The sequence below is a fragment of the Thalassospira sp. Z349TD_5 genome, assembly GCF_056173045.1.
Genome location: NZ_CM149654.1, coordinates 1,291,412 through 1,313,528 on the forward strand (window position 1 = coordinate 1,291,412; position 22,117 = coordinate 1,313,528).

Sequence of the window (22,117 nt, forward strand, 5' to 3'; positions counted from 1 at the left end):
CGCGGACTACCTGCAGGCTGAATAAGGTTCCGGTGCCTACCGAAACTTGCGAAGTCTGCCTCGCTATGGATGGGAGTTCCCCGTCCGCACGTGGGCAATGATGGTGTGCCTCTTTAGTGTCGGTGGATTTGGACAACCACCTGAGACCAAAAAAGCCCTACACCGTCGTTGCTTTAAGTAAGTCCTACAGGGTTCTTGAAGTAAGACCACCGCAGGCACGTGCGACTTTGGGCAAGTCGCGATTTACGCCCATTGCTTTTTCCAAGCAAGTGAAATTTTCACCCGATTTGTCATGAAACAATCGCAGGATCGTCGAAGAAGTGATGTTGCGGCGCAAAAAATGGCGCGAATGGCTGTGTTTTAGGTTTTGAGTTGGCAACCCAATGCATTTTGGTATGGGGCATTGCAATTTGTGCATATCGCACGATCCAATCAAGCGCGTTTGGTGGCGGTGCGGGTGTCTGTCAGTCGGGGACCGCTGCAATATAATTTGGGCGGGGACCGACAACATGCCACCCCATGCTTTTTTGCAACCGGATCGAGGCGGCGTTGCTGCGTCGGGCGACACACCATAACGCGTCAAACCCTCGTTCGCGGTACAGATCCATCGTGTGGCCACCGATCCATTGGGCAAGTCCAGTGCCCCACCAAGGCCGCAGGACCGCGATGCCGGAAAAAAATGGCGTATTGGTGCCTTCAGTATAGGCTGCGATCTGACCGCTTTTATCGTCGCGGGCATACATCATCCAGACATTTTCATCGGCAATCAGGCGCCGGATTTCAGCCCCGGTAAACTGGGTCCCTAATCCTTCATTGGCATAGGCACGATTGTAAAACGCGGCCAGTTCGTCATCGATCTTGTCATCAAGACAGCTGGCATCATAGAGATGAAGAGACAGGCCGAGGACTTCTTTATAAGAATAATCATCGCCGTCCCATGCAAGCTTCACCATATCGTCTTCGGCGACAAAGCCGGTTTTTTCAAAAAAACCGGCCACGGCAATGGATGTTTCATCGAGCATGGCGACCTGATGGGTCAGTCCGCGTTTGCGAAAGGCGACATCCATCCCGTTTTTCAGGGCCGCACCGATACCTTGTTTCTGGCAGTCTTTGGGGACAAGATAAACGACAGTCCGTGTATTCTCATCGCGGTAGGGACGCCAGTTGGCAAATGCGACGCCCTTTGCCTGATCATCCTTTACGGCCAGCAAAACGACTTCCATGCTTTTATGCGGCGCTGCAATCACCGATTGCCAAAACTCATAGTAATGCGATGCCGGATCATTCCCACCCCATCCCGCGACCAGTTCGATCAGTACGTCTTGCATGCAAGCCGGATCATATTCGACAACCTGGCAGGCTACGGGCTGGATCGTGGTCATGAAACGTGTCTTTCTTAAATGCCGGGTAAGGAACGTGCGGTGGAATGTTGTGGTACATTTTGAGGATAAAAAAGCGCGACTGCCAAACCCAATTAGCAACCGCGCTCCTGTTAGATGATTTTTATTCTGTTGACATCAGAATTGGCAAAGCTGAGATTGCCTGCACATGTCGGGATTAATACCCGGGAGAGCCGACAGGTTCTAATTTTCGCTGATATAACATGTAGGGACGCATCTGCCAGGCTGTGGCTGAGGGCCACTGGCAGAAAGTTCTTCGTCACTGCTAAAGGAGCAATACAACGGAATCGGTGCCAGTTTTGTGCTCTGTCCAACCCAGCATTGGCAAGGACTTACCGGTGCGGTGGATACAGTCAGTTCTTCATCTGCATTGATAAAGCAGGAACAATTTGGCATCGGACGGCCGTTAGGTGCCGCTGTCAGTTGCTCATCCGTGATATTTACACCGAAGCACATGGTGTTCGGATTTGGCACAGGTCCGGATAGTACTGCAAGAGCATCAACATCGCTAATGCGCGACAATAGCGGTGTTGGGAGACTGGTGGAAAGCTGAATGGTTTCGTCGTCGCTAAAACGAGAAAAAACCGGCGGCGGCAAGTGACCCGCCCTGATCATATTGTTCTGTGTCATAATCCCTGCTGCTCCTGATGGCGTATCGCGTTGACAGGACATTTCCCATGACGCATCCAAAAATTCAAAGCGGAAATCCTTGAAAAAGGACTGCCCGCGTGCCGTAAAATTTTAAGAAACTTTACTTTAGCTTATTGAACTCTCAAGACTTTTTGTTGCATGACCTTACTCGATGAATGAAAATGATGCAATGTCCGGGTGATCATGATTTCGGAAAATTAACCGGTGCTCTGTATGGGCATAACAAACAACACAAGACGTGGCGCAGCCCGTCAAAAAAGAGGGGGCCGGTACACAAACCGGTAAAGGCCGGTTTATGGGACAAAATAGCAATCATTATCTGGCCATCGCACCGCATTTCAATGTGCATCGCATGAGGGATGACCAGTTTATGTTATTGTCCGAGGATCAAAGTTTCCGGTTGTCTGGGATGGGGTATGTGCTGGTCATACCCTTGCTGGATGGTCGGTTTACCCGTGCGCAAATCCTTGAACAGCTTGCCGGACGCGCCCCCGCTGACGAGCTTAATGCTCTGATCGATACCATGCTGGCCAAGCGATATGTCGTCCCGGTCGAACCATGGGCTGATAGTGCGCGGTCTGCATTCTGGAGTGCGCAGAACCTGCCACCGGTCGATTGCGAAACCCATTTGGCGCAATACCGGGTGGCAGTAGTGGCGTTGGGCAAGGATGGTCCGGCTGGATCCGCACAGGCATCCCAACTGACCGCAATGTTGATGGCCGCGGGTTTTTGCATCAGCGATTATAAAAATTCCCATGTTTCGATTGTACTGGTCGAAGATTATCTTCAACCTGCCCTTGGCGAATTCGCCCGCTCGGCAGCACAGCGCAAAGCCCTGTGGATTCCGTTTAAACCGGGCGGCATGTCGGCATGGTTCGGCCCGGTAATGGGCAGCCATAGTGGCGATCATAATTGTTATTTCTGTTTGGCGCGGCGGTTGGCGGAACATCGACCGGGGGAGCATGTGCTGACCCCGACCATGACCGGTGTTCGCTCGGCAAAGGCATGGACACCGGCGACTTTGGCAATTGCATGCGGTCAGGCAACGCTGGAACTGACCCGATTTGCCCTTGGTCAGTCGCAGCAGATCGAACAGCGCCTTATGACCTGGGGCATTGTTGACGGCCAAAATGCGGCGCACATGGTGCCGTTGTTTGACGATTGCCCTTCACAAGATAGCGCACAGGAGCATGGGCGGAACGCGGGGCCTGATGGGCCAAACGATCCGGTCGATGCCGTGCCGATCCGATTGTCACCGGTTAAAAATTTCGATGGTGCCGACAGTGGTTGGCGCGCCCTTTCGCCCGAGCAAGCATTGGCACGGTTAGAACCGATCGTCAGCCCGATTACCGGAATTGTCGCCTATATAAGTCCGGTTACCCTTGGCGACGGGTTGCACGTTTACAGCGCGTCCCAAGGGAACAGGAGTGCGATTGATCCGCGCCAGAACCGTACCCTTGGCCGCGCGGGCGGGGCAGCAGGCAAAGGATTAAGTGCAAAGCAGGCAAAAATCAGCTGTCTGGCCGAGGCGGTCGAGCGATATGGCGCGCAATGGGTGGGCAGTGAGCCCCGCCGACAGGCAATCTGGCGCGATCTGGGCGCAAGTGCCCCGCATCCCCGTGATTTGTTGCAATATAGCGACTTTCAGTACGAAAACCGGATTGAATTGAACAAAACGATTGGCATGATGGGCCGCATTGCTGAACCGTTTGACGAGACCGCACTGGTTGACTGGAGCCCGGCATGGTCGCTGCGCGATGATGCGGAGCGCTGGTTGCCCAGCCGGTTTTGTTTTTATCAATATCCCGATGGTCTTGTGCCGGGCGATCATAAATTCTGTTGGGCGGATTCCAATGGCTGTGCGACAGGCGGCAGCATCGAAGAAGCCATCCTGCAAGGGTTCCTTGAGGTGGTCGAGCGTGATGCGGTGGCGATCTGGTGGTATAACCGCCTGCGCGTTGCTCAGGTTGCGTTTGACGGGCTTGATGATACCTATGTCGCGCAGGTGCAGGATTATTATCGCAGCTTGGGACGTGATATCTGGTTGCTTGATATCACCACCGATCTTGGGATTCCGGTGGTGGTAGCGGTCTCGGCCACCTTTGACGGTCGGCGCATCCTGACCGGTTTTGGCGCACATATTGATGGACGGATCGCCGCCTTGCGTGCGCTTACCGAAATTCATCAGATTATATTGTTCGATCAATCCCCGGAAACGGAACGCAGTGCAAATCACATAGTAGATGACGCGCTGTGGCGATGGCTTGATCAGGCCAGTCTGGATGATCATCCCTATTTGAAACCCGATGGCATGATCACGGCTGATGAGATGCCCGCCCATCAGTTTGACAGTATCGATCAGGCGGTGCGCTATGGCGTTGATCGGGTCGCGCAGGCGGGGCATGATTTTATTGTGGTTGATTACAGCCGCAAGGATTTGCCGCTTAATTGTGTGCGGGTTGTTGTGCCCGGATTGCGCCATTTCTGGAACCGCCGCGCGGCTGGGCGTTTGACCGAGGCGCCGGTGCGCATGGGGAACCTTGCCCGGCCCTTAAATGAAGCCGAACTTAACCCTGTTAACTTTTTCATTTAAGGCTTTTGTCATGACACTTCCACCGTCTGGCCCGTTTTTGGGGATGATGCTGTCGCCGATGATTTCGGCAATATCGTTTGACGACAAACGTGTGATGTTGACGGTGCATTTTCAGGGCGGGGGAAAAAGGGATTTGCCATGGGGCGATGCCGGGGTGGCCGACCTGATCAGACGCATGTCTGGTACGTCGGGCATGTCCCTGCCGGATTTGCGTCAGGCGGTGGCATCGGTTAATCCCAACCTATCAGACGAAGATGCTGCCAAAACCACGAATGCCGTGTTGCGCCGCCTGACGCAGAACGACATGGTGCGCTGGTGGTTTGGCACGGCAGACGACCCCTTATGTCTCCTTGATCCTCTATCCCGTCGGTTTTATCCTCAGTTCGGGTCGGGGCCGGTGCCCGAAGGGGCGGTTTTGTCGCGCTTTGCCTTTATGCGGCGTGATGGGGATGCGACACTTCTGGAAAATCCGGAACATCATGCGGTGTTACGGTTTACCAGCAGCGGGCAGGATTTGCTGCCGGTGGCATTTTCCGGACCAGCCGTCGGGGCTTCGTCAGAAATACCTTCGTTGCATCAGGCCTTCTGGCATTTCCTGTGGTGTTCGGGGTTTCTGGAAACGGGTGAAACCGATACACCGTCCCGTCAGGCGTGGGAATTTCATGACCGGGTGTTTCACGCCGGGTCACGGGGTTTTCTTGGTGGGCATACCATTGGTATGTCTTTTCGTTTGAAAGGCCGTGTTGCGTCGCCGCCCGCGCAAAAACCGGCAATGTCGGAACATAAAATCGCCTTGCCCCGTTTGCGTGACGGCGAAGAGACACCGCGATCGCGTTCGCTAAACAGCGTGATGGAAACCCGGCATTCCCTACGCAATCCCGGCGATTTCCCCCTGACACTTGCCGACCTGGGCGTGTTTTTGTGGCGGACAGTATCGGTCCGCGACCAGATATCAGGCGGCGGGCAGGAATTGCTCAAACGGCCGATCCCTGCGGGTGGGGCGATCCATGAACTGGAATTCTATGTTGCGGTGCATCGCTGCGACGGTTTGGCGCCGGGGCTGTATCATTATCATGGCGGCGAACATGCGCTTTATGTGCTGCCTGCCAAACCATCCTATGTTCAGGCCATTTTATCGGGCGCATCGGCGGGCATGGGGATCGTTGGCACCTCACCTGACTGCGTAATTGTTATGGCGTCCCGGCTGTTGCGGCTGGCCTGGAAGTACCAAGGGTTGGCTTATCGCCTGTCGATGTTGCATGCGGGGGTGGCCATGGAAGCATTTTATCTGGTGGCCGAGGATATGGGGCTTTCGCCCTGTGCGACGGGCAGCGGGGATTCCACCTTGTTTTCGCTTGCCACCGGCCTTGCCGAGGATGAAGAAGCGGCAATTGGCGAATTTGTCCTCAATGGCCGTCAGGTGAAGATGACAACAGATGGCCAAAACGGGCCGTTGCAATAACAACGCTTTTCGCAATGATGCTGCTTTGCCATTATCGGTCCCGAAAATTGGGCCTGCATTGACCGCCCGGAAACGCTGTTTATTTAAATGGATTTGAGATGACCAAGATTAAAATCACCGCCGGACCCTTTACCTTTGACGGGGTTCTCGAAACCGAAAAAGCACCGGATACCTGCAAGGCGTTCGTTGAGCGCATGCCGTTTGAAAGCAAGGCAGTGCACGTTCGCTGGTCTGGCGAAGGGGTGTGGATGCCGTTGGGTGATTATCAGTTTGGGGTGGGCTATGAAAACCACACCAGCTATCCGGCGCCGGGCCAGATTATCCTGTATCCTGGCGGGATCAGCGAAACCGAAATCCTGCTGGCGTATGGCGGGGTGCATTTCGCATCAAAAATGGGCCAGCTTGCCGGCAACCATTTTATCACCGTCACCAGCAATCTGGGTGACCTTGAAAAGCTTGGTAAAATGACGCTGTGGGAAGGGGCCCAGCCGATCACGTTTGAATTGGCGTGAAGCTTGGCCAATGATCCCGTCAGTCTGTCTGGTTTGTTGATCTTGGGCGTTGGTCTTGTCCCAGGTGTGATGTGGCACACTGGTCTAATGGATGGCTGTGCTTTAGAACGCGACACCCCTTTATCAAGCAGGCGAGTTCGACGTGATAGAAACGATTAATCTGTGGATTCAGGATCATCAGGATCTGGTCTATATCCTGATTTTTACCTATTGCGTCAGCAAAAGCAGCATTTTACCTGTGTTCGTCGGCATTCTGGTCGCATCGGAAAGCCTGCTTTTGGTGTCGTCATTGACCGCGATGATTGCTGGTGGTTTTGCCGGGGACATGTTGCGCTTTGGACTGGGGCGGCGCTATGGCGAGGTGATCGTTGCCAAAATGCCAAAGTCCTTTGCCGGTTGGATGGGTAAGACCATGCGCCTGTTTGAACATTATGGCGTCGCCTATATCCTTTTATGTCGTTATCCCAACACCGTCCGCATGATTGGGATGTTGCCGGTTGGCATGAGTTCGATGTCGCTAATCCGTTTCTTGCCGTTTAGCACCCTATCCCTTCTGCTTTGGATCGGGATTTACGTCGCCCTTGGGTATAGCTTGGGGGCGAGTATGTCTGAACTTCTCGAACATAACCTGATGCTGCTGGGGCCGATCTTGTTGTTGGTCTTTGTCGCAGTGGGCTGGCTGGCGCTGCGCCGGATTGACAAGCTTGAAGAACGAGCCTTGAAAGCCACGGAATAGGCAAAAGAAAACGGCAGCATCCGCTTTGAATGCTGCCGTTTGTATTTGAGGAGCAAGGTAAAGCTTGTGCTTATTCCGCGGCAATCGTCTTGCCGTCACGCTCCAACATCTCACCCTGTTTGCGTTTGGCAAGGACCTCGCGTGCCTTGGCATAGCTGTCATCGTGCCAGAAGATCAGGCAACCATTACAACCCCGGCCACAGCACCCTTTGGTGCCAACGCGCGGGGTGCGGAACGAACGGTCTTTCTGGCGGTCATCAAGGGCGGTCTGAAGCGCTTCGCGTTTGGAGTCATAGCGTTCTTCATTGCCTTTGCCCATTTCGATCTTGTGACCTTCTTGGTCAAGTTTCATGCGCTGCCACTCGTCTTCGGTCAGCGCCTTTTCCTTGCGGATGATGGTCATCGGCGGGAAGGCGGTGCGCAGATATTCGCGGTCTTCAAGCTCCATCAGATCAAATGGAATGCGTACCAGCGGCTTGTTGCCAGCATGCACGGCTTCGCCGACCTTGCCGGTTTTGGCATCGATGAATTCATACATGCGGATGAAAACGGTTTTACGCCCGCGTGGCGGGACGATTTCAATCACGTCGCCAGCCAGCATGCGGTTTTTGACCGACATGATAAAGGCATCGTCTTCGACGGCCTCGATCTGCCCGGCAAATTCCCAGTCCGAGACATTGCCAGATGTGTCATAGCCATGCGCATAGTTGGTCAGACGGCCATCGTGGAACGCCAGCGTATAGCCCCGGTTCGGGATGGTCAACAGTTCCTTCATATAGGTTTCAGCCGACCAGTTTTCCGGATCTTCGTACCAGTCATCAATCGCCATGCGGTATGCGCGCGCGACCAGGCCCGCGTAATAGGCACTTTTGCCACGGCCTTCAACCTTGAGGCTGTCGACCCCGATTTTCAGGTAATCTTCAAGCTTCGGCATGATGCACAGATCGCGGGAATTAAGGATGTAGGACCCGCGCTCGTCTTCCTGAATTTCCATCAACTCACCCGGACGCATTTCTTCTTCAAGGAAGAAATCAAACATCTCAAGGTTTTCTTCGGTCAGGTTGAGTTCCTTGACCGTGCCGTCCTTAAGCTTCATGTGGACTTTGTATTTCCAGCGGCATGAATTGGCACATGCCCCCTGATTGGCGCCGCGTTCGGACATGAAGTTCGACAGCAAGCAGCGCCCGGAATAGGTCATGCACATCGAACCATGCACAAAGGCCTCGATTTTGATGTCCTGACATTTGGCACGGATTTCGGTCAGTTCCTCATAGGAAACCTCACGGCCGAGCACGACAAGTTTGGCGCCGATGCTTTGCCAGAATTTGACCGACTGCCACGAACAGACATTGGCCTGTGTGGATACGTGCAAATCAAGTTCCGGCGCATGTTCACGGACAAACATAAACACGCCCGGATCGGCCACGATCAACCCGTCTGGTTTGACCTTGCGCACGGTATCGACATATTCCGGCAGCTTGTCGATGTCCTTGTTGTGCGAAAACAGGTTCAGCGTCAGATAAACGCGAACGCCATGTTCATGGGCAAATCCGATGCCCTCAACCACATCTTCAAGTGACATCTGGCTTTTGACCCGCAATGACAGGTCCGGCGTGCCCATGTAAACAGCATCTGCGCCATAAAGCACGGCGACTTTCAGCTTTTCGAGCGAGCCTGCGGGCATCAGCAATTCGGAACGGTGCGATTGAGTACTCATCACGTGCGGGTCTTTTCTATTGATCGTCTGCGGGAAATCTCTGTGCCTGATCTCTTATCAGGCGTCTCTCATCGAGTGGGGCGCTTCATATCACGAAGCAGCCTTATTGCCGATTAAAATCGCATATTTTCCCGCCCTTGCATAGGTGGGCGGATGATCGGCAGCCATGACGCCGACGCCGACGCAGGGCGGTTTGCGGCGTGGCGCATAAAGTCCAAAGTAGAACGCAAAGCACCCCCGCAGAATGTGCGGGGGTGCTACGCATGGGTTTATATCGTCAAAAGGTGCTTATTTGACCTTCTTGATTTCGCCGCTTTCAATCTTGTCCCAATATTGAGTGACCTCGCCGCGCACCACCGACATCAGGAAGTACAGGCCAATGATGTTGGGGATGGCCATGGCAAAGATCATGGAGTCCGAGAAATCAATCACCGGACCAAGGCTCATGGATGCCCCGACGATGACACAGAGACAGAAGAACAGCTTGAAAACGATCTCCTTGCCTTTGCCCTCACCAACAAGATAGGTCCAGCCTTTAAGCCCGTAATAGGACCATGACAGCATGGTTGAAAAGGCAAACAGCACAACCGCCAGTGCCAGGATCAACGGGAACCATGTAAAGGCCGATGCAAATGCCGCCGAGGTCAGTTCAACCCCGGTCAAACCGGAATTCAACTCGCCGCTGATGGTAATCACAAGGGCGGTCATGGTGCAGATCACCACCGTATCAATGAACGGTTCAAGCAGGGAGACGTAGCCCTCGGTGATGGGTTCTTTTGTCCGCACGGCCGCGTGGGCAATGGCAGCAGAACCAATGCCCGCTTCGTTGGAAAACGCGGCACGTTTAAAGCCCTGAATAAGCGCGCCAACAACACCACCCGCAACCCCGGCACCGGTAAAGGCCCCGACGAAGATTTGTGCGAAGGCATCGCCGACCATGCTGATGTTGCTGATGATAATGATCATGCCCGCAGTGACATAAATGATCGCCATCAAGGGCACGATTTTTTCCGTGACCTTGGCGATGGATTTAATACCGCCAATAATGACAACGCCAACAATGATTGCCATGACAAGACCAAATAACCAGCCCGATCCGGCCAGGAAACTGTTTTCGCCCCCGGTGACATTGACAACCTGCTGAAACGCCTGATTGGCCTGGAACATGTTGCCGCCACCAATCGCACCGCCGATACAGCACACCGAAAACAGAATGGCCAATACCTTGCCAAGTCCCGGTCTACCCTGTTCGGCGAGCCCCTTGGACAGGTAATACATCGGGCCCCCCGACACCCGGCCATCGGGGTATTCGTTACGGTATTTCACGCCAAGCGTACATTCGGTGAATTTGGATGCCATGCCCAGCAACCCGGCAAGGATCATCCAGAATGTCGCGCCCGGACCGCCGATGGAAACGGCGACGGCCACACCTGCGATATTGCCAAGGCCAACCGTGCCCGAAAGGGCGGTGGCAAGGGCCTGAAAGTGCGATACTTCACCAGCGTCTTCGGGGTGGGAATAGTCCCCCTTGACCAGTGATATGGCGTGGCCGAATTTGCGGAACTGCACAAACCCGAAATACAGGGTGAAAATGGTGGCCGCAATTACCAGCCATCCGACAATCAGTGGGAAGGCGGTGCCGGCAACCGGGATCGAATAAAATATGGTCCCGGCGATCACATTTGAAATGGGGGCGATGGCTTGGTTGATTTGTTCGTCGAAACTGGCTTCCTGCGCGGTGGCGACATGCGGCAGAAGGGTCGACATCATAGCAACGGCGCTTGCCGCGGCTGTCTTTTTCCAGAACATGAAGTTTCTCCGGTTTATCTTTTAAGGTGATCGCCTTATGGAACGACCGTGACCGGAACAGGCGATGCCTGCACCAGTGTCAGCGGCAAACTGCCCAGTAACCGCGCACCCAGCGCGGAACCGCCTTTACGACCAAGAATGATCTGCGATGCGTTCTTTTCCTTTGCGATCGCACAGATCAGCTCGCCGGAATGGCCGTATCGGACCTCCGAAGTCACCGGAACTTTTAGTTTGGCAAGAGCGTCGAGCGCGGGCTTGAGTGTTTCCTCGGCGCGCGACAATTCTTCTGTACGGCGTTGATGTCTTTCTTCCAGTTCCTTTGTTGAAAGGAAGCTGTATGGGGACCACTCAAGAACAAAAACCAGATGAACGGCACAGCCTACGGCTGCTGCGCGTTGACCGGCAAATTCTGCGGCACGTTGTGCTGCATCAGTTCCGTCATAGCCTACGAGTATCGGCTGGTCGGTCATGTGCTTCTCCTGATCAGAGACGAAATTGTCAGGTAGATTCTCCCACGGCACGCAATGCAAAAACGGTTCTTTTGCACCTTGTCGCGATGGTCAATGACGGCAGGACGACGGTTTCCCCGATATGCATTCCCCCACCGCCAGTTGAGGCGACACAAAACAAAGGATACATAAAAATGAAATAATTTCGCTAAAAAGTTGATTTAAAGGTATTTCGTATATGCTTGGGATTGGGTTTTTCGGGGCCAAAACAAAATAAAACGCGCCGAAATGAACTCGGCGCGTCGTAAAATACTGTCTGTTTATCGAAAAAGAGTGAGAAGAACCGGATGCGTTAGATCGATGACTTGGCCTGTAGACCCTTCATCGGGCCAACCATTTGCAGGAAGTCGATCAATACGGCTGCTGCGACATCGGCATCCTCGGGCGTGATGGCTTCGTCAGGATGATGGCTCAGCCCGTCGCGGCAACGAACAAACAGCATGCCGATGTCACACAGATCATGCATCGCCAGTCCATCATGGCCCGCCCCGCTAAACAGGCGATGGGGGGTGATGCCCTGTTCGCCAATGGCCTGACCCAAGCCATTCATGATCCAGTCGGCACATTTAACACCTTCTGCCTCATAGGTTTGATCGGCTGATATTTCGACCCGGCGGTTGCGCGCAATGTTGGGCAGGGCCGACAGGATCTGTCCCCGGCCATTGACCCGTACGATGCGTTCCGGTGCGCGCAGTTCAATCGTCAGATCGACATGATCGGGAATGACATTGACCGCATTTGGCGTGACATCGATTTTGCCAACCACACCGACCATTCCCTCGGTCGCGCTGCAAATGCCTTCGACCTGATGGATGACATCGGCGGCGGCAACCAGCGCATCGTGACGGACATGCATCGGGGTGGTTCCGGCATGGCTTGCCTTGCCCTGAATGCGTACGCGATGGCGTTCGATCCCGGTCAGGGCCGTGACCACACCAACCGGTAGGTCCATTTTTTCAAGAACCGGCCCCTGTTCGATATGGACTTCGACAAAGCCCAGCACAGTGTTGCGGTCCCGCTTAAGGGTGGGGATGTCATCGGGATTGCAGCCAAAAGCCTTAAGCGCGTCGGCGACGGTGACGCCCTGATCATCGGTGGCATCGAGTGCATTGGGATCGAACGTCCCGGCAAGGGCGCGGGACCCGACAAGGGTGGATTGAAAACGCGTGCCTTCTTCATCGCCAAAGGCAACAACTTCGATGCCAAACGGCAATTCAATGCCGGTTTTTAAAAGGTGCTCAATCACCGCAATCGGCAGGGCAACACCGAGCATTCCGTCATATTTCCCGCCTGACACAACCGTGTCCTGATGCGATCCAAGGATCAAGGTTGGGGCACCAGAAAGGGCCTTGGCATCGCGGCCAACGATATTGCCTGCCGCGTCAATTTCACTGGTTAGGCCGGCTTTGGTCATCCAGTCGCGGATCAACGGGGTTACCGCGCGGTGTTCGTCACTTAGAAACAGGCGGGTCACACCGGGGCCGGGTTGGCTGTGGCGGGCGGCGTCTTCGAGACGGTCAAAGATCAGTTGGCCAAGCATAATGATTGGAACCTTAGTACTGGTGGGGCTTGTCAGGGGTCGGCAGTCGGTCAAAAAAGGTACGATATTCAGGATCGCGGGTCATGTCGTAAAGGCGCTGTAATTCCGCGATTGGATCGGTATGATCATCGACGCGCAGATCAAGCGGCAAGGCATTTGGATAGACGACCTTGATCATCGCCGATGTTGTGCCGCGTACATCCCCACCAGCATCAAACCCGGCAACAAGGGATTCCAGCAGGCATAGATCAAACCGTTGCGATGTTTGCGCCATGGCATGGAAACGGTCGCGCATCACGCTTGGCACATTGGGATGGGCCAGCATATTACCGCCCAGTACAAGGTCGCGTTCAACAAGATGGGTGGTTTCAGGGCGGTTTTTATCCCCGGTCCAGGCCGCCGTTTCGCCGTTGCCATCAAGCACCAGCAATTGCCGCCATTGGCGACCATCATCGGCATTTGTCAGTTCATCACGCACCGAATCGGCCCGTTTACCGGATTCAAGCAAGGTTAGTCCGTTAATCCCGTACCAGTAATTGGTTGAAAATCCCTGCGTCGCAATCACGCCGATACCGGGTTTTAGATGCGGGACAAAGCCACCCACGGCCAGATTTCCCGTTGCACTGGCAATGCCCAGTGCATTGGTTTTCGGGTCTCTGGCGACGATTGTGTAAGTCATGTTTCCTGCCTGTGTCCCAGCTTAGCACGATGGCGGTCTGGAAATTTATTATGATAAATAATTGCCGAATTCGAATTTATCATTATAAATAGGTTTTGCAACCGTCACATCCGAACGCATCGACAACGGGTTCGGAAAACGGGAAACGTCGTTAAAAAAAGAACACCACAAAAGCGGTGCGTTGTCGGTCGGTTCGGTTTGAACCGGGGTAACAGGAAGGTTTCAACAAGGGAGGCTTGAATGAAAAGCCTGTTTAAAGGGGCGCTGACAGCAGCCGCCCTCGCGGTTTGTGCATTCGGGTTCGGCCACGCCGAAGCCCAGACCCCACCGGGTGTTCTGGTGGTGGGTCAGATTGCCGAGCCCAAATCACTTGATCCGGCGGCTGTGACCGCTGTGAACGATTTTCGTATTTTGATGAATGTCTATGATGGTCTGGTCCGTTACAAGGATGGCACGCTTGAAGTTGAGCCTGCCTTGGCGGAAAGCTGGACGATCTCTGATGACGGGACGGTGTATACGTTCAAGCTGCGCGATGGGGTGACATTCCATGACGGCACCCCGTTCAATGCCGAAGCGGTGAAATACAATTTCGACCGTATGCTTGACGAAAACCATCCCCAACATGACACCGGCCCGTTCCCATTGGCGTTTTTCTTTAGCGCTGTGGAAACGATCGATGTCGTGGACGATCTGACGGTCAAATTTACGCTTAATGCGCCTTATGCGCCGTTTCTGTCCAACCTTGCCTATCCGACCGGCCTGATCGTTTCACCGGAAGCCGTGAAGGAATTTGGTGCGGATTACGGTCGTCATCCGGTGGGCACAGGCCCGTTCAAATTTGCCGAATGGGAAAGCAATGCCAAGGTCGTTGTCGTGCGCAATGATGACTATTGGGAAGATGTCGCCAAGCTTGAGGCGGTTGTGTTCCGTCCGATCACGGATGCCAATACCCGTGTGGCGGAACTGATGGCCGGGGGCATTGATCTGATGGTCGAAGTGCCGCCAGATAGCCTGACGCAGCTGTCGGGTGACGACAATTTCAGTGTCTATGAACAGGCCGGACCGCATCTTTGGTTCCTTATTCTGAACATGAAAGAAGGCCCGTTCAAGGACAAGAAAGTCCGTCAGGCGATCAACTATGCGATTGATAAAAAGGCACTGGTTGAAAACGTCCTTCAGGGCACAGCCGAAATTGCGACGGGGCCAACCCCACCTGCATTTGCATGGGCCTATAATGAACAGCTTCAGCCTTATCCCCATGATATCGAAAAGGCAAAACAGCTGATCAAGGAAGCCGGTGCCGAGGGTGAGAAAGTGACCTTCTATGTCACCGAAGGTGGTTCCGGCATGCTTGATCCGATCCCGATGGGGGCGGCCATTCAGGCGGACCTTGCCCAGATCGGTCTGACCGTTGCGATCGAGACATACGAATGGAACACCTTCCTTGGTAAGGTGAACCCGGGTCTTGAAGGCAAGGCGGATATGGCGGAAATGGCCTGGATGACCAATGATCCAGATACCTTGCCATATCTGGCACTGCGCACCGATGCGTGGCCCGACAAGGGCGGGTTTAATTCCGGATATTATTCCAACCCGGAAGTCGACAAGCTTCTTGAAGCTGCGCGTTCGTCCACCGATCAGGCTGAACGGGCCAAGCTGTACCGCGAAATGCAGGAAATCGTTTATGACGATGCCCCTTGGGCCTTTATCGCGAACTGGAAGCAAAACGCCGTTTCAAGCACCATGGTTGATGGTTTCAAATTACAGCCATCCTTCTTCCTGCTGCTTGATGATGTCGTAAAGAATTGACCTGAGCTTTTTGGCCGGGGTGAAAACCGCCCCGGCCAATTTTCCCCGCATTTCTCAGACGAGCCGCGCCATGCACGTCTATATTTTACGTCGATTGATCCTGATGATCCCGGTTTTATTGGGGCTGACTGTGATCGTTTTTCTGATTATGTCGCTGATCCCCGGTGATCCGGCACTTGCGATCCTTGGATCTTATGCCACACCAGAGAACGTCGCGAAATTGCGCGCCGATCTTGGTTTGGACAAATCCATGGTCGAACAATACTGGATCTGGCTGACCAATATGGTTCAGGGCGATTTTGGGCGATCCTACAGTCTGAACCGTCCGGTTCTTGATGAAATTCTTGAACGTTTCGGCGCAACGCTGATTTTAGCAGGAACCGCCCTTGTTCTATGTACGATCTTTGGTCTGTTGACCGGGGTTGTCTCGGCCGTGCGTCAATATGGTTGGGCCGACAAAACACTGACCTTTGCGGTTTTGATCGGCATTTCCATTCCAAGTTTCTGGCTTGGTCTGTTGTTGATGATGTTTTTTGCCGTTGAATTGCGGTGGCTGCCGGTCAGTGGCATGTACGCCATTTACGGCGGCGGTGATCTGCCTGATTTGATCCGGCATCTGATTTTACCATCGGTCACCTTGGCCGTGGTGGCGACCGGGATTATTGCCCGGCTGACACGGTCCAACATGCTTGAAGTGCTGCGTCAGGATTTCATCCGCACGGCACGGGCCAAGGGGCTTGATGAAAACCGGGTGATTTATCGCCACGCGTTCAAGGCGGCACTGGTCAATGTCATTCCGGTGATCGGGGTGCAGGCGGGCTTTGTTCTGGGCGGGGCGGTCTATATTGAAACCGTGTTCCAGTGGCCCGGCATTGGCCGCATGCTGGTTAATGCGATTTCAACGCGCGATATCCTGCTGGTACAGGGCGGGGTGGTTCTGGTCGCGGGCAGTTACGTTCTGTTTAACCTGTTTGCCGATGTCATCCAGCATCTGCTTGATCCAAGGGTGAAGGCATGACCAGTACCGCCGTGACAGGCCCAAATTCAAATCCTCATACCAATGCAAAAAAGCGATCCGCGCGCCCCTCGGCGTTCAAGCTTTTGGCGCGTAACCAGCTTGCCTTGATGGGGGCGGTGATTTTGGCGCTGGTGGTTTTAATTGTTATTATAACACCGATCCTGCCGCTGCCTGATCCGGATGCCACGGACCCGGCACAGCGTTTGTTGCGGCCCCTTGCCGACGGGCATTTTCTGGGCACCGATCATCTGGGTCGTGATTTGCTGTCCCGGTTAATTTGGGGCACGCGGGTCAGCCTGGCGGTCGGGATTTCGGCGTCCCTTGTTGCTGCGCTGTTTGGTTCGGCCATCGGGATTGTCTCGGGCTATTTTGGCGGGCGTACCGATAATATCATGATGCGCGGCATTGATATGCTGATGGCGTTCCCTTACATCCTGCTGGCTTTGGCGATTGTTGCCGCCCTTGGTCCGGGGTTGATGAATGCGCTTTATGCGATTGCGGTGGTCAACATCCCGTTCTTTGCACGTAACATCCGCGGGGTGACCGTCGGGATTGCACACCGGGAATTTGTCAACGCGGCCAAACTTTCGGGCAAGGGACATATCCGCATCATCCTGACGGAAATTCTGCCCAATGTGATGCCGGTGATTGTGATTACGATCTCGACCACGGTCGGCTGGATGATCCTTGAAACGGCGGGGTTAAGCTTCCTTGGTCTGGGCGCACAGCCCCCGCAGGCCGACCTTGGGTCGATGCTGGGCGAAGGGCGCAAACTGATCACAACCGCGATGCATCTGTCGGCCATTCCCGGTGCAATGATCTTTGTTCTGGTGATGAGCATCAATTTGTTGGGCGATGGCGTTCGCGATGTGCTGGACCCACGTTTGAAATCGGGTGCACTCGCACGTCCGGCACCGCTAACCCGCATTGACCGCACGGACGAGGGGGCAGGCACAACTTATCCCGATGACACGGTTCTGGCGGTCGATGAATTGCGGACCGAATTTGTTCTGGGCGATGACAGCTATAAGGCAGTCGGCGGGGTGAGTTTCCATGTTGGGAAAAACGAATGCGTTGGTCTGGTCGGAGAGTCTGGTTCAGGCAAATCCGTGACGGCATTGTCGCTTCTGGGGCTGGTGGCATCACCGCCCGGCACGATTGTTGGTGGGCGGGTGATGTTTGATGGCAAGGATGTCTATGGCATGTCTGAAGATGACGTGCGCGACATTCGTGGCGGTAAGGCGGCCTATGTTTTTCAGGACCCGTTATCGACCCTGCATCCGCTGTTTTCCATCGGGGATCAACTGGTCGAAGCCATCCGGGCGCATAATGCTGTTAGCTATAAGGATGCGTGGGCCAAGGCGGTTGAGTTACTTGGCATGGTGCGCATTCCCAATCCGCAAAGCCGGGCCGACAACTATCCCCATCAACTGTCGGGCGGGATGCGTCAACGGGTTGGCATTGCCATGGCGCTGGCCAATGAACCGCGCCTGATCATTGCCGATGAGCCGACCACAGCTCTTGATGTGACGGTACAGGCGCAGATTTTGAAATTGATGAACAACCTGCGCAATGATCACGGCACGTCGGTTTTGTTCATCACCCATGATTTTGGCGTGGTATCGGAAATCTGTGACCGGGTGGCGGTGATGTATGCCGGACGAATTGTTGAAATGGGCACGACCGAGCAAGTGCTTCATCATCCGGCCCATCCCTATACCAAGCGGTTGATCGATTGTGTGCCGCGTTTGGGCGAACCCGACCGAAGGACGTCTGCCATTCCGGGATTGCCGCCTGCGGTTAATAATTTGCCTGCCGGATGTGCTTTTGCTGATCGTTGTGACCGGGTCGAGGACGCATGTCGGGTTGGCTCAATTGCCTTTGATGATCTTGGTAATGGTCATGGTGTGCGCTGTATCAAACCGATGGAGGGTGCAGATGTCTGATGCGTCTCATGTTTCTGACGTCGTTTTGCAAACCCGCGATCTGGTGCGGACCTTTGGCGGTGGCCGGACCCTGTTTGGCGGACAAAAGCCAACCGTCTATGCCGTGCGCGGCATTGATGTCGCGGTGCGTAAGGGTGAAACCCTTGGCATTGTCGGGGAATCTGGCTGTGGCAAATCGACATTGGCCCGGATGCTGGTTGGGCTGGATCGCCCGACAGAGGGCAATATCACCCTGACCGGATCGGATATGAACGATTTGATTGCGCGCGATCGACATGCGTTGTCACGGCGCATTCAATATGTGTTTCAGGACCCGATCAGTTCGCTTAATCCGCGTAAATTGATCCGTGAAACGCTGGCCGCACCGCTGCGGTATCTGCGTGGGCTTTCGGGGGAGGATCTGAACAAACGACTGGCGGAATTGATGGATGCGGTCAATCTGCGCCCGGAATTTCTGGATCGTTATCCGCATGAGTTTTCTGGCGGGCAGGCGCAGCGGGTCGGCATTGCGCGGGCGTTGGCCGCAGAACCGGAAATCATTGTTCTGGATGAACCGGTTTCGGCACTTGATGTGTCGGTTCAAGCACAGGTGCTGAACCTTTTGGCCGATCTTAAAAAGAAATTTGCTCTGACATATGTTTTCATCAGCCATGATTTATCCGTGGTCGAAGCGGTTAGTGACCGGGTGGCCGTGATGTATTTCGGGCGCGTCGTCGAGCAGGCAAAAGGCCGTGCGCTGTTTGACAAACCCCGGCACCCCTATACCCGTTTGCTGCTTGATAGCGCGCCGGTGCCGGGCAAGCGCGGGTTGACGGTTGAGGATGCCAGTGCCGAACTGCCTGACCCATTGGCCCCGCCGCCCGGATGTGCCTTTGCCCCGCGCTGTCCACGCGCGCAGGATGATTGCGTTGCCAAGGTGCCCGATGCGCATTATGGCCTCGAAAATCATGATGCGGCATGTTTCCATCCGCTCAATTCGGTGACATCGGCCTAAAATAAACTAATATGTGCCCGATAAATTACCTTCAGGGCACGACAGGGAAAACAGGATGACCAAAAACCCGATCAAGGGTCCGTTAAAAGATATGGAGCTTACGACGCGACCGCGAAAACGCGACCGTAAACGGCCCGATATCATTGCCGATGCGCTGAAAGATTACATCGCGCAAAAGGGCCTGCGCCCCGGTGCGCGATTGCCACAGGAAGCCGATTTGATCGCCCTTCTTGGTGCGTCAAAAGGCACGGTGCGCGAAGCGCTGAAATCCATGGAAACCCAGGGGATCATCACCACCCGAACGGGGCCAGGGGGCGGGGCGTTTATCGACAGTGTGTCGGAGGGACGCGCGGTTGAGCTTTTGTCGAATTACTTCTTTTTCAAGGATCTTTCGATCCGCGATATCTATGAATTGCGCATTCTGCTGGAACCGGAAATGGCCGCGGCCTGTATCGGGCATTTGTCCGAGGCGGATTTCCAGCGTCTTGAAGAAGTCATGACATGGTACGCAAGCCACCCGCAATCCATCGAAGAAGCCCGCCGTCAACGCCACAAGGAACTTGAATTTCATCTGGTGCTGGTGGAGCTGTGCCCCAATCCGCTGTTGTCGTTTTTCTGTCGGTTCATGATTGATCTTTTGATGAATTTGACCGTGTGCAAAAAAATCTATGATCAACCCAACACCGAATTGCGTGAAACGGGCCGAAATTATCAATTCCGCTTGATCGAAGCCCTGCGCAACGGGGATGGTGAAACCGCACGTGCGGTGACCTATCAGCACATGTGCGCGGCCCAGCGTTTGATGGAAGAACAGGAAGCAGTGGTTGAAAACCGGTTCTTGCGCGTAGGCAATATTGATCTGCCGCGCGATTTACCGCCCAGTGCGGAATTACGCGCCCTTTCGGGTATCGCCACCAAACACTAAGTCTTCTCTATGCTCTCTCAACACGCCATTCAGGACGATTATCATGACAGCTCCCCATATCGACCGCCAATATCTGAGTGCTGTTCTGGCGAAGCTTCTGACGATTGATAGCCCGACGGGCATGACCGACGGGGCGGTGGAATTTGTTTGCGATGAATTGCGCGACATGGGGATTGCGTTTGAGCTGACCCGACGTGGTGCCATTCGGGCCGATTTGCCCGGCGCACGCAAAAGCCCGGATCGGGCGGTGGCGGTGCATCTTGATACCCTTGGCGCCATGGTCAAACAGATCAAGGATAATGGCCGGCTGGAAGTCACCATGATCGGTCATTGGTCGTCGCGCTTTGCCGAAGGTGCGCGGGTGACGGTCTATGCCGATGGCGGCAAGACGTTCCGGGGCACGATCCTGACGATCAAGGCATCGGGGCATACCTATAACACCGAAATTGAAAGCCAGCCGGTAACGTGGGAACAGCTTGAACTGCGTCTGGATGCCCGCATTGCCAATGGTGATGACGTGCGTGCCCTTGGCATTCATGTCGGCGATATGGTGGCAATTGATACCAATGCCGAATTTACCGACAACGGCTTTGTCGTGTCACGTCATCTTGATGACAAGGCCGGGGTGGCCGCCGTGCTTGCGGCTGTGCGCGCCGTGGTAAAAGGGCAGGCGTCCTTGCCGGTTGAGTGCCATATCCTGTTTACCATTGCCGAGGAAGTCGGCCTTGGCGCACCCCATATCCTGCACGATGACATTGCCGAACTGGTCGCGGTTGATAACGGCACCTTTGCGCCGGGCCAGAACACCAGCGAGTTTGGTGTGACAATTGCGATGAAGGATATGTCAGGGCCGTTTGACCGCAAACTGAACCGTCATTTGCTGGATCTGTGTGAAACAAACGGCATCGAGCATTCCCGCGATGTGTTTAAATTCTATCGCAGTGACGTCGCATCCGCGCTTGAAGCCGGGTACGACACACGAGCATCGCTTATTTGTTTTGGGCTGGATGCATCGCACGGGCATGAACGTGCCCATATCGACAGTTTTGTCGCGGTGGGGGAATTGCTGATGGCTTATTTGCAAAGCCCGCCGATTGATCAGGCCTGATCGTCGTCCTTGGGATCAAGCGGGCGGGGTTGGCCATGTTCGTCAAGGGCGACAAAGGTAAACACCCCTTCGGTGACTTTCTGGGACGTTTCTTCAAATCGCGTTTGACGCCAGGCTTCGACATCGATCCGAAGTGACGTGCGGCCCACATGGGTAATATCGGTAAAAATCGATACTTCATCCCCGACATGGACGGGGCGCAGGAACGACATACTGTCGACAAACACGGTCGCAGTACGCCCCTTGGCGCGTCGGGCGGCCGTTGTTCCGGCCGCAAGGTCCATTTGCGACATCAGCCAGCCGCCAAAGATATCCCCTGACGGGTTGGTGTCGGCAGGCATGGCAACGGCACGGACCGACGGTTGCCGGTCGGGCGGGGTGTGCGTTGCATCATCATGGTGTGTCATTATAGGCGTTCCAAAGTGGGCATAACCAATATGACGTTACTGTAATTGATCGCGTGATAGCCAGTAAAAATATCGCCAAATCAGCGGGATGACCCAACTTGGGCGGGCTGACTATGGTGGGGAACGAACGGTGTAGATCGCCGGTTTTCGGGGAGATTTCAGGTGTTTTCGGGGTCAAACAAGAATTCGCATTTTTAATCTTGACCAAATGATCAGGATTGGACATGCTGTATCTGTCAGAGAGAGGCATCTGCACGCGTACTCAACCGGGGATAAACCCGAAAACATAAAGACGCGGCAGA

General features: G+C 54.5%; 17 protein-coding genes. 10 read left to right on the forward strand and 7 right to left on the reverse strand.

The genetic code is table 11. From position 1 onward, the window contains the following. Positions 1–464: 464 nt before the first annotated feature. Entirely contained in the window at positions 465–1,382 is a 918-nt protein-coding gene (locus tag AC0VXT_RS05765; RefSeq protein WP_475547876.1) for a GNAT family N-acetyltransferase, read from the reverse strand. Positions 1,383–2,346: 964 nt separating this feature from the next. Between AC0VXT_RS05765 and AC0VXT_RS05770 the strand changes: the two genes are divergently transcribed. The 4 genes from AC0VXT_RS05770 (at position 2,347) to AC0VXT_RS05785 (ending at position 7,354) form a co-directional block, all read left to right on the forward strand. After that, entirely contained in the window at positions 2,347–4,644 is a 2,298-nt protein-coding gene (locus AC0VXT_RS05770) for a TOMM precursor leader peptide-binding protein (protein WP_475547877.1), read from the forward strand. A 10-nt stretch (positions 4,645–4,654) separates the two neighbouring features. After that, positions 4,655–6,106 carry a SagB family peptide dehydrogenase gene (locus AC0VXT_RS05775; protein WP_475547878.1) on the forward strand — a complete coding sequence of 484 codons (1,452 nt, stop codon included), beginning with the start codon at positions 4,655–4,657 and terminating at the stop codon, positions 6,104–6,106. 98 nt (positions 6,107–6,204) lie between these two features. Then, complete coding sequence (locus AC0VXT_RS05780) at positions 6,205–6,618, forward strand: DUF3830 family protein (protein ID WP_475547879.1); 414 nt, start codon at positions 6,205–6,207, stop codon at positions 6,616–6,618. Positions 6,619–6,760: 142 nt separating this feature from the next. Beyond that, positions 6,761–7,354 (forward strand): DedA family protein, encoded by a 594-nt coding sequence (locus AC0VXT_RS05785; protein ID WP_475547880.1) that lies wholly within the window; start codon positions 6,761–6,763, stop codon positions 7,352–7,354. Positions 7,355–7,424: 70 nt separating this feature from the next. Here AC0VXT_RS05785 and AC0VXT_RS05790 read toward each other — a convergent pair whose 3' ends face one another. The 5 genes from AC0VXT_RS05790 to AC0VXT_RS05810 form a co-directional block, all read right to left on the reverse strand. Continuing rightward, complete coding sequence (locus AC0VXT_RS05790) at positions 7,425–9,071, reverse strand: U32 family peptidase C-terminal domain-containing protein (RefSeq protein ID WP_475547881.1); 1,647 nt, start codon at positions 9,069–9,071, stop codon at positions 7,425–7,427. Between the two features lie 288 nt (positions 9,072–9,359). Further along, a complete protein-coding gene (locus AC0VXT_RS05795; protein WP_475547882.1) occupies positions 9,360–10,880 on the reverse strand; it encodes an alanine/glycine:cation symporter family protein in 1,521 nt (506 codons plus the stop codon). 35 nt (positions 10,881–10,915) lie between these two features. Continuing rightward, positions 10,916–11,350, reverse strand: a complete 435-nt coding sequence (locus tag AC0VXT_RS05800) for a universal stress protein (RefSeq protein WP_022732168.1) — start codon at positions 11,348–11,350, stop codon at positions 10,916–10,918. A 331-nt stretch (positions 11,351–11,681) separates the two neighbouring features. Further along, positions 11,682–12,929, reverse strand: coding sequence for an allantoate amidohydrolase (locus AC0VXT_RS05805; protein ID WP_475547883.1), 1,248 nt, complete (start codon positions 12,927–12,929; stop codon positions 11,682–11,684). Between the two features lie 13 nt (positions 12,930–12,942). Further along, positions 12,943–13,608, reverse strand: a complete 666-nt coding sequence (locus AC0VXT_RS05810) for a DUF1028 domain-containing protein (protein ID WP_475547884.1) — start codon at positions 13,606–13,608, stop codon at positions 12,943–12,945. A 240-nt stretch (positions 13,609–13,848) separates the two neighbouring features. Here AC0VXT_RS05810 and AC0VXT_RS05815 point away from each other — a divergent pair, with 240 nt between their 5' ends. The 6 genes from AC0VXT_RS05815 to AC0VXT_RS05840 all read left to right on the forward strand — a co-directional run bounded on the left by AC0VXT_RS05815 (position 13,849) and on the right by AC0VXT_RS05840 (position 21,408). Further along, positions 13,849–15,417, forward strand: coding sequence for an ABC transporter substrate-binding protein (locus AC0VXT_RS05815; RefSeq protein WP_101302442.1), 1,569 nt, complete (start codon positions 13,849–13,851; stop codon positions 15,415–15,417). A 70-nt stretch (positions 15,418–15,487) separates the two neighbouring features. Continuing rightward, positions 15,488–16,435 (forward strand): ABC transporter permease, encoded by a 948-nt coding sequence (locus AC0VXT_RS05820; protein ID WP_028791526.1) that lies wholly within the window; start codon positions 15,488–15,490, stop codon positions 16,433–16,435. Then, positions 16,432–18,381, forward strand: coding sequence for a dipeptide/oligopeptide/nickel ABC transporter permease/ATP-binding protein (locus AC0VXT_RS05825; protein ID WP_475547885.1), 1,950 nt, complete (start codon positions 16,432–16,434; stop codon positions 18,379–18,381). The genes AC0VXT_RS05820 and AC0VXT_RS05825 overlap by 4 nt, the downstream gene beginning before the upstream one ends. Beyond that, positions 18,374–19,375 (forward strand): ABC transporter ATP-binding protein, encoded by a 1,002-nt coding sequence (locus AC0VXT_RS05830; RefSeq protein ID WP_475547886.1) that lies wholly within the window; start codon positions 18,374–18,376, stop codon positions 19,373–19,375. The genes AC0VXT_RS05825 and AC0VXT_RS05830 overlap by 8 nt, the downstream gene beginning before the upstream one ends. A gap of 55 nt (positions 19,376–19,430) precedes the next feature. Then, positions 19,431–20,300, forward strand: a complete 870-nt coding sequence (locus AC0VXT_RS05835; protein WP_475547887.1) for a FadR/GntR family transcriptional regulator — start codon at positions 19,431–19,433, stop codon at positions 20,298–20,300. 43 nt (positions 20,301–20,343) lie between these two features. Further along, positions 20,344–21,408, forward strand: a complete 1,065-nt coding sequence (locus AC0VXT_RS05840; RefSeq protein WP_475547888.1) for an osmoprotectant NAGGN system M42 family peptidase — start codon at positions 20,344–20,346, stop codon at positions 21,406–21,408. Here AC0VXT_RS05840 and AC0VXT_RS05845 read toward each other — a convergent pair. Then, positions 21,399–21,815 carry an acyl-CoA thioesterase gene (locus AC0VXT_RS05845; protein WP_475547889.1) on the reverse strand — a complete coding sequence of 139 codons (417 nt, stop codon included), beginning with the start codon at positions 21,813–21,815 and terminating at the stop codon, positions 21,399–21,401. The genes AC0VXT_RS05840 and AC0VXT_RS05845 overlap by 10 nt on opposite strands. Positions 21,816–22,117 lie beyond the last annotated feature (302 nt).

Excerpts from the sequence above, each read along its gene's own strand:
- AC0VXT_RS05800 (WP_022732168.1), bottom strand. The coding sequence starts at position 11,350 with ATGACCGACCAGCCGATACTCGTAGGCTATGACGGAACTGATGCAGCA.
- AC0VXT_RS05815 (WP_101302442.1), top strand. The coding sequence starts at position 13,849 with ATGAAAAGCCTGTTTAAAGGGGCGCTGACAGCAGCCGCCCTCGCGGTT.
- AC0VXT_RS05810 (WP_475547884.1), bottom strand. The coding sequence starts at position 13,608 with ATGACTTACACAATCGTCGCCAGAGACCCGAAAACCAATGCACTGGGC.
- AC0VXT_RS05840 (WP_475547888.1), top strand. The coding sequence starts at position 20,344 with ATGACAGCTCCCCATATCGACCGCCAATATCTGAGTGCTGTTCTGGCG.
- AC0VXT_RS05835 (WP_475547887.1), top strand. The coding sequence starts at position 19,431 with ATGACCAAAAACCCGATCAAGGGTCCGTTAAAAGATATGGAGCTTACG.
- AC0VXT_RS05845 (WP_475547889.1), bottom strand. The coding sequence starts at position 21,815 with ATGACACACCATGATGATGCAACGCACACCCCGCCCGACCGGCAACCG.
- AC0VXT_RS05825 (WP_475547885.1), top strand. The coding sequence starts at position 16,432 with ATGACCAGTACCGCCGTGACAGGCCCAAATTCAAATCCTCATACCAAT.
- AC0VXT_RS05805 (WP_475547883.1), bottom strand. The coding sequence starts at position 12,929 with ATGCTTGGCCAACTGATCTTTGACCGTCTCGAAGACGCCGCCCGCCAC.
- AC0VXT_RS05770 (WP_475547877.1), top strand. The coding sequence starts at position 2,347 with ATGGGACAAAATAGCAATCATTATCTGGCCATCGCACCGCATTTCAAT.
- AC0VXT_RS05820 (WP_028791526.1), top strand. The coding sequence starts at position 15,488 with ATGCACGTCTATATTTTACGTCGATTGATCCTGATGATCCCGGTTTTA.
- AC0VXT_RS05795 (WP_475547882.1), bottom strand. The coding sequence starts at position 10,880 with ATGTTCTGGAAAAAGACAGCCGCGGCAAGCGCCGTTGCTATGATGTCG.
- AC0VXT_RS05790 (WP_475547881.1), bottom strand. The coding sequence starts at position 9,071 with ATGAGTACTCAATCGCACCGTTCCGAATTGCTGATGCCCGCAGGCTCG.
- AC0VXT_RS05780 (WP_475547879.1), top strand. The coding sequence starts at position 6,205 with ATGACCAAGATTAAAATCACCGCCGGACCCTTTACCTTTGACGGGGTT.
- AC0VXT_RS05830 (WP_475547886.1), top strand. The coding sequence starts at position 18,374 with ATGTCTGATGCGTCTCATGTTTCTGACGTCGTTTTGCAAACCCGCGAT.
- AC0VXT_RS05775 (WP_475547878.1), top strand. The coding sequence starts at position 4,655 with ATGACACTTCCACCGTCTGGCCCGTTTTTGGGGATGATGCTGTCGCCG.
- AC0VXT_RS05765 (WP_475547876.1), bottom strand. The coding sequence starts at position 1,382 with ATGACCACGATCCAGCCCGTAGCCTGCCAGGTTGTCGAATATGATCCG.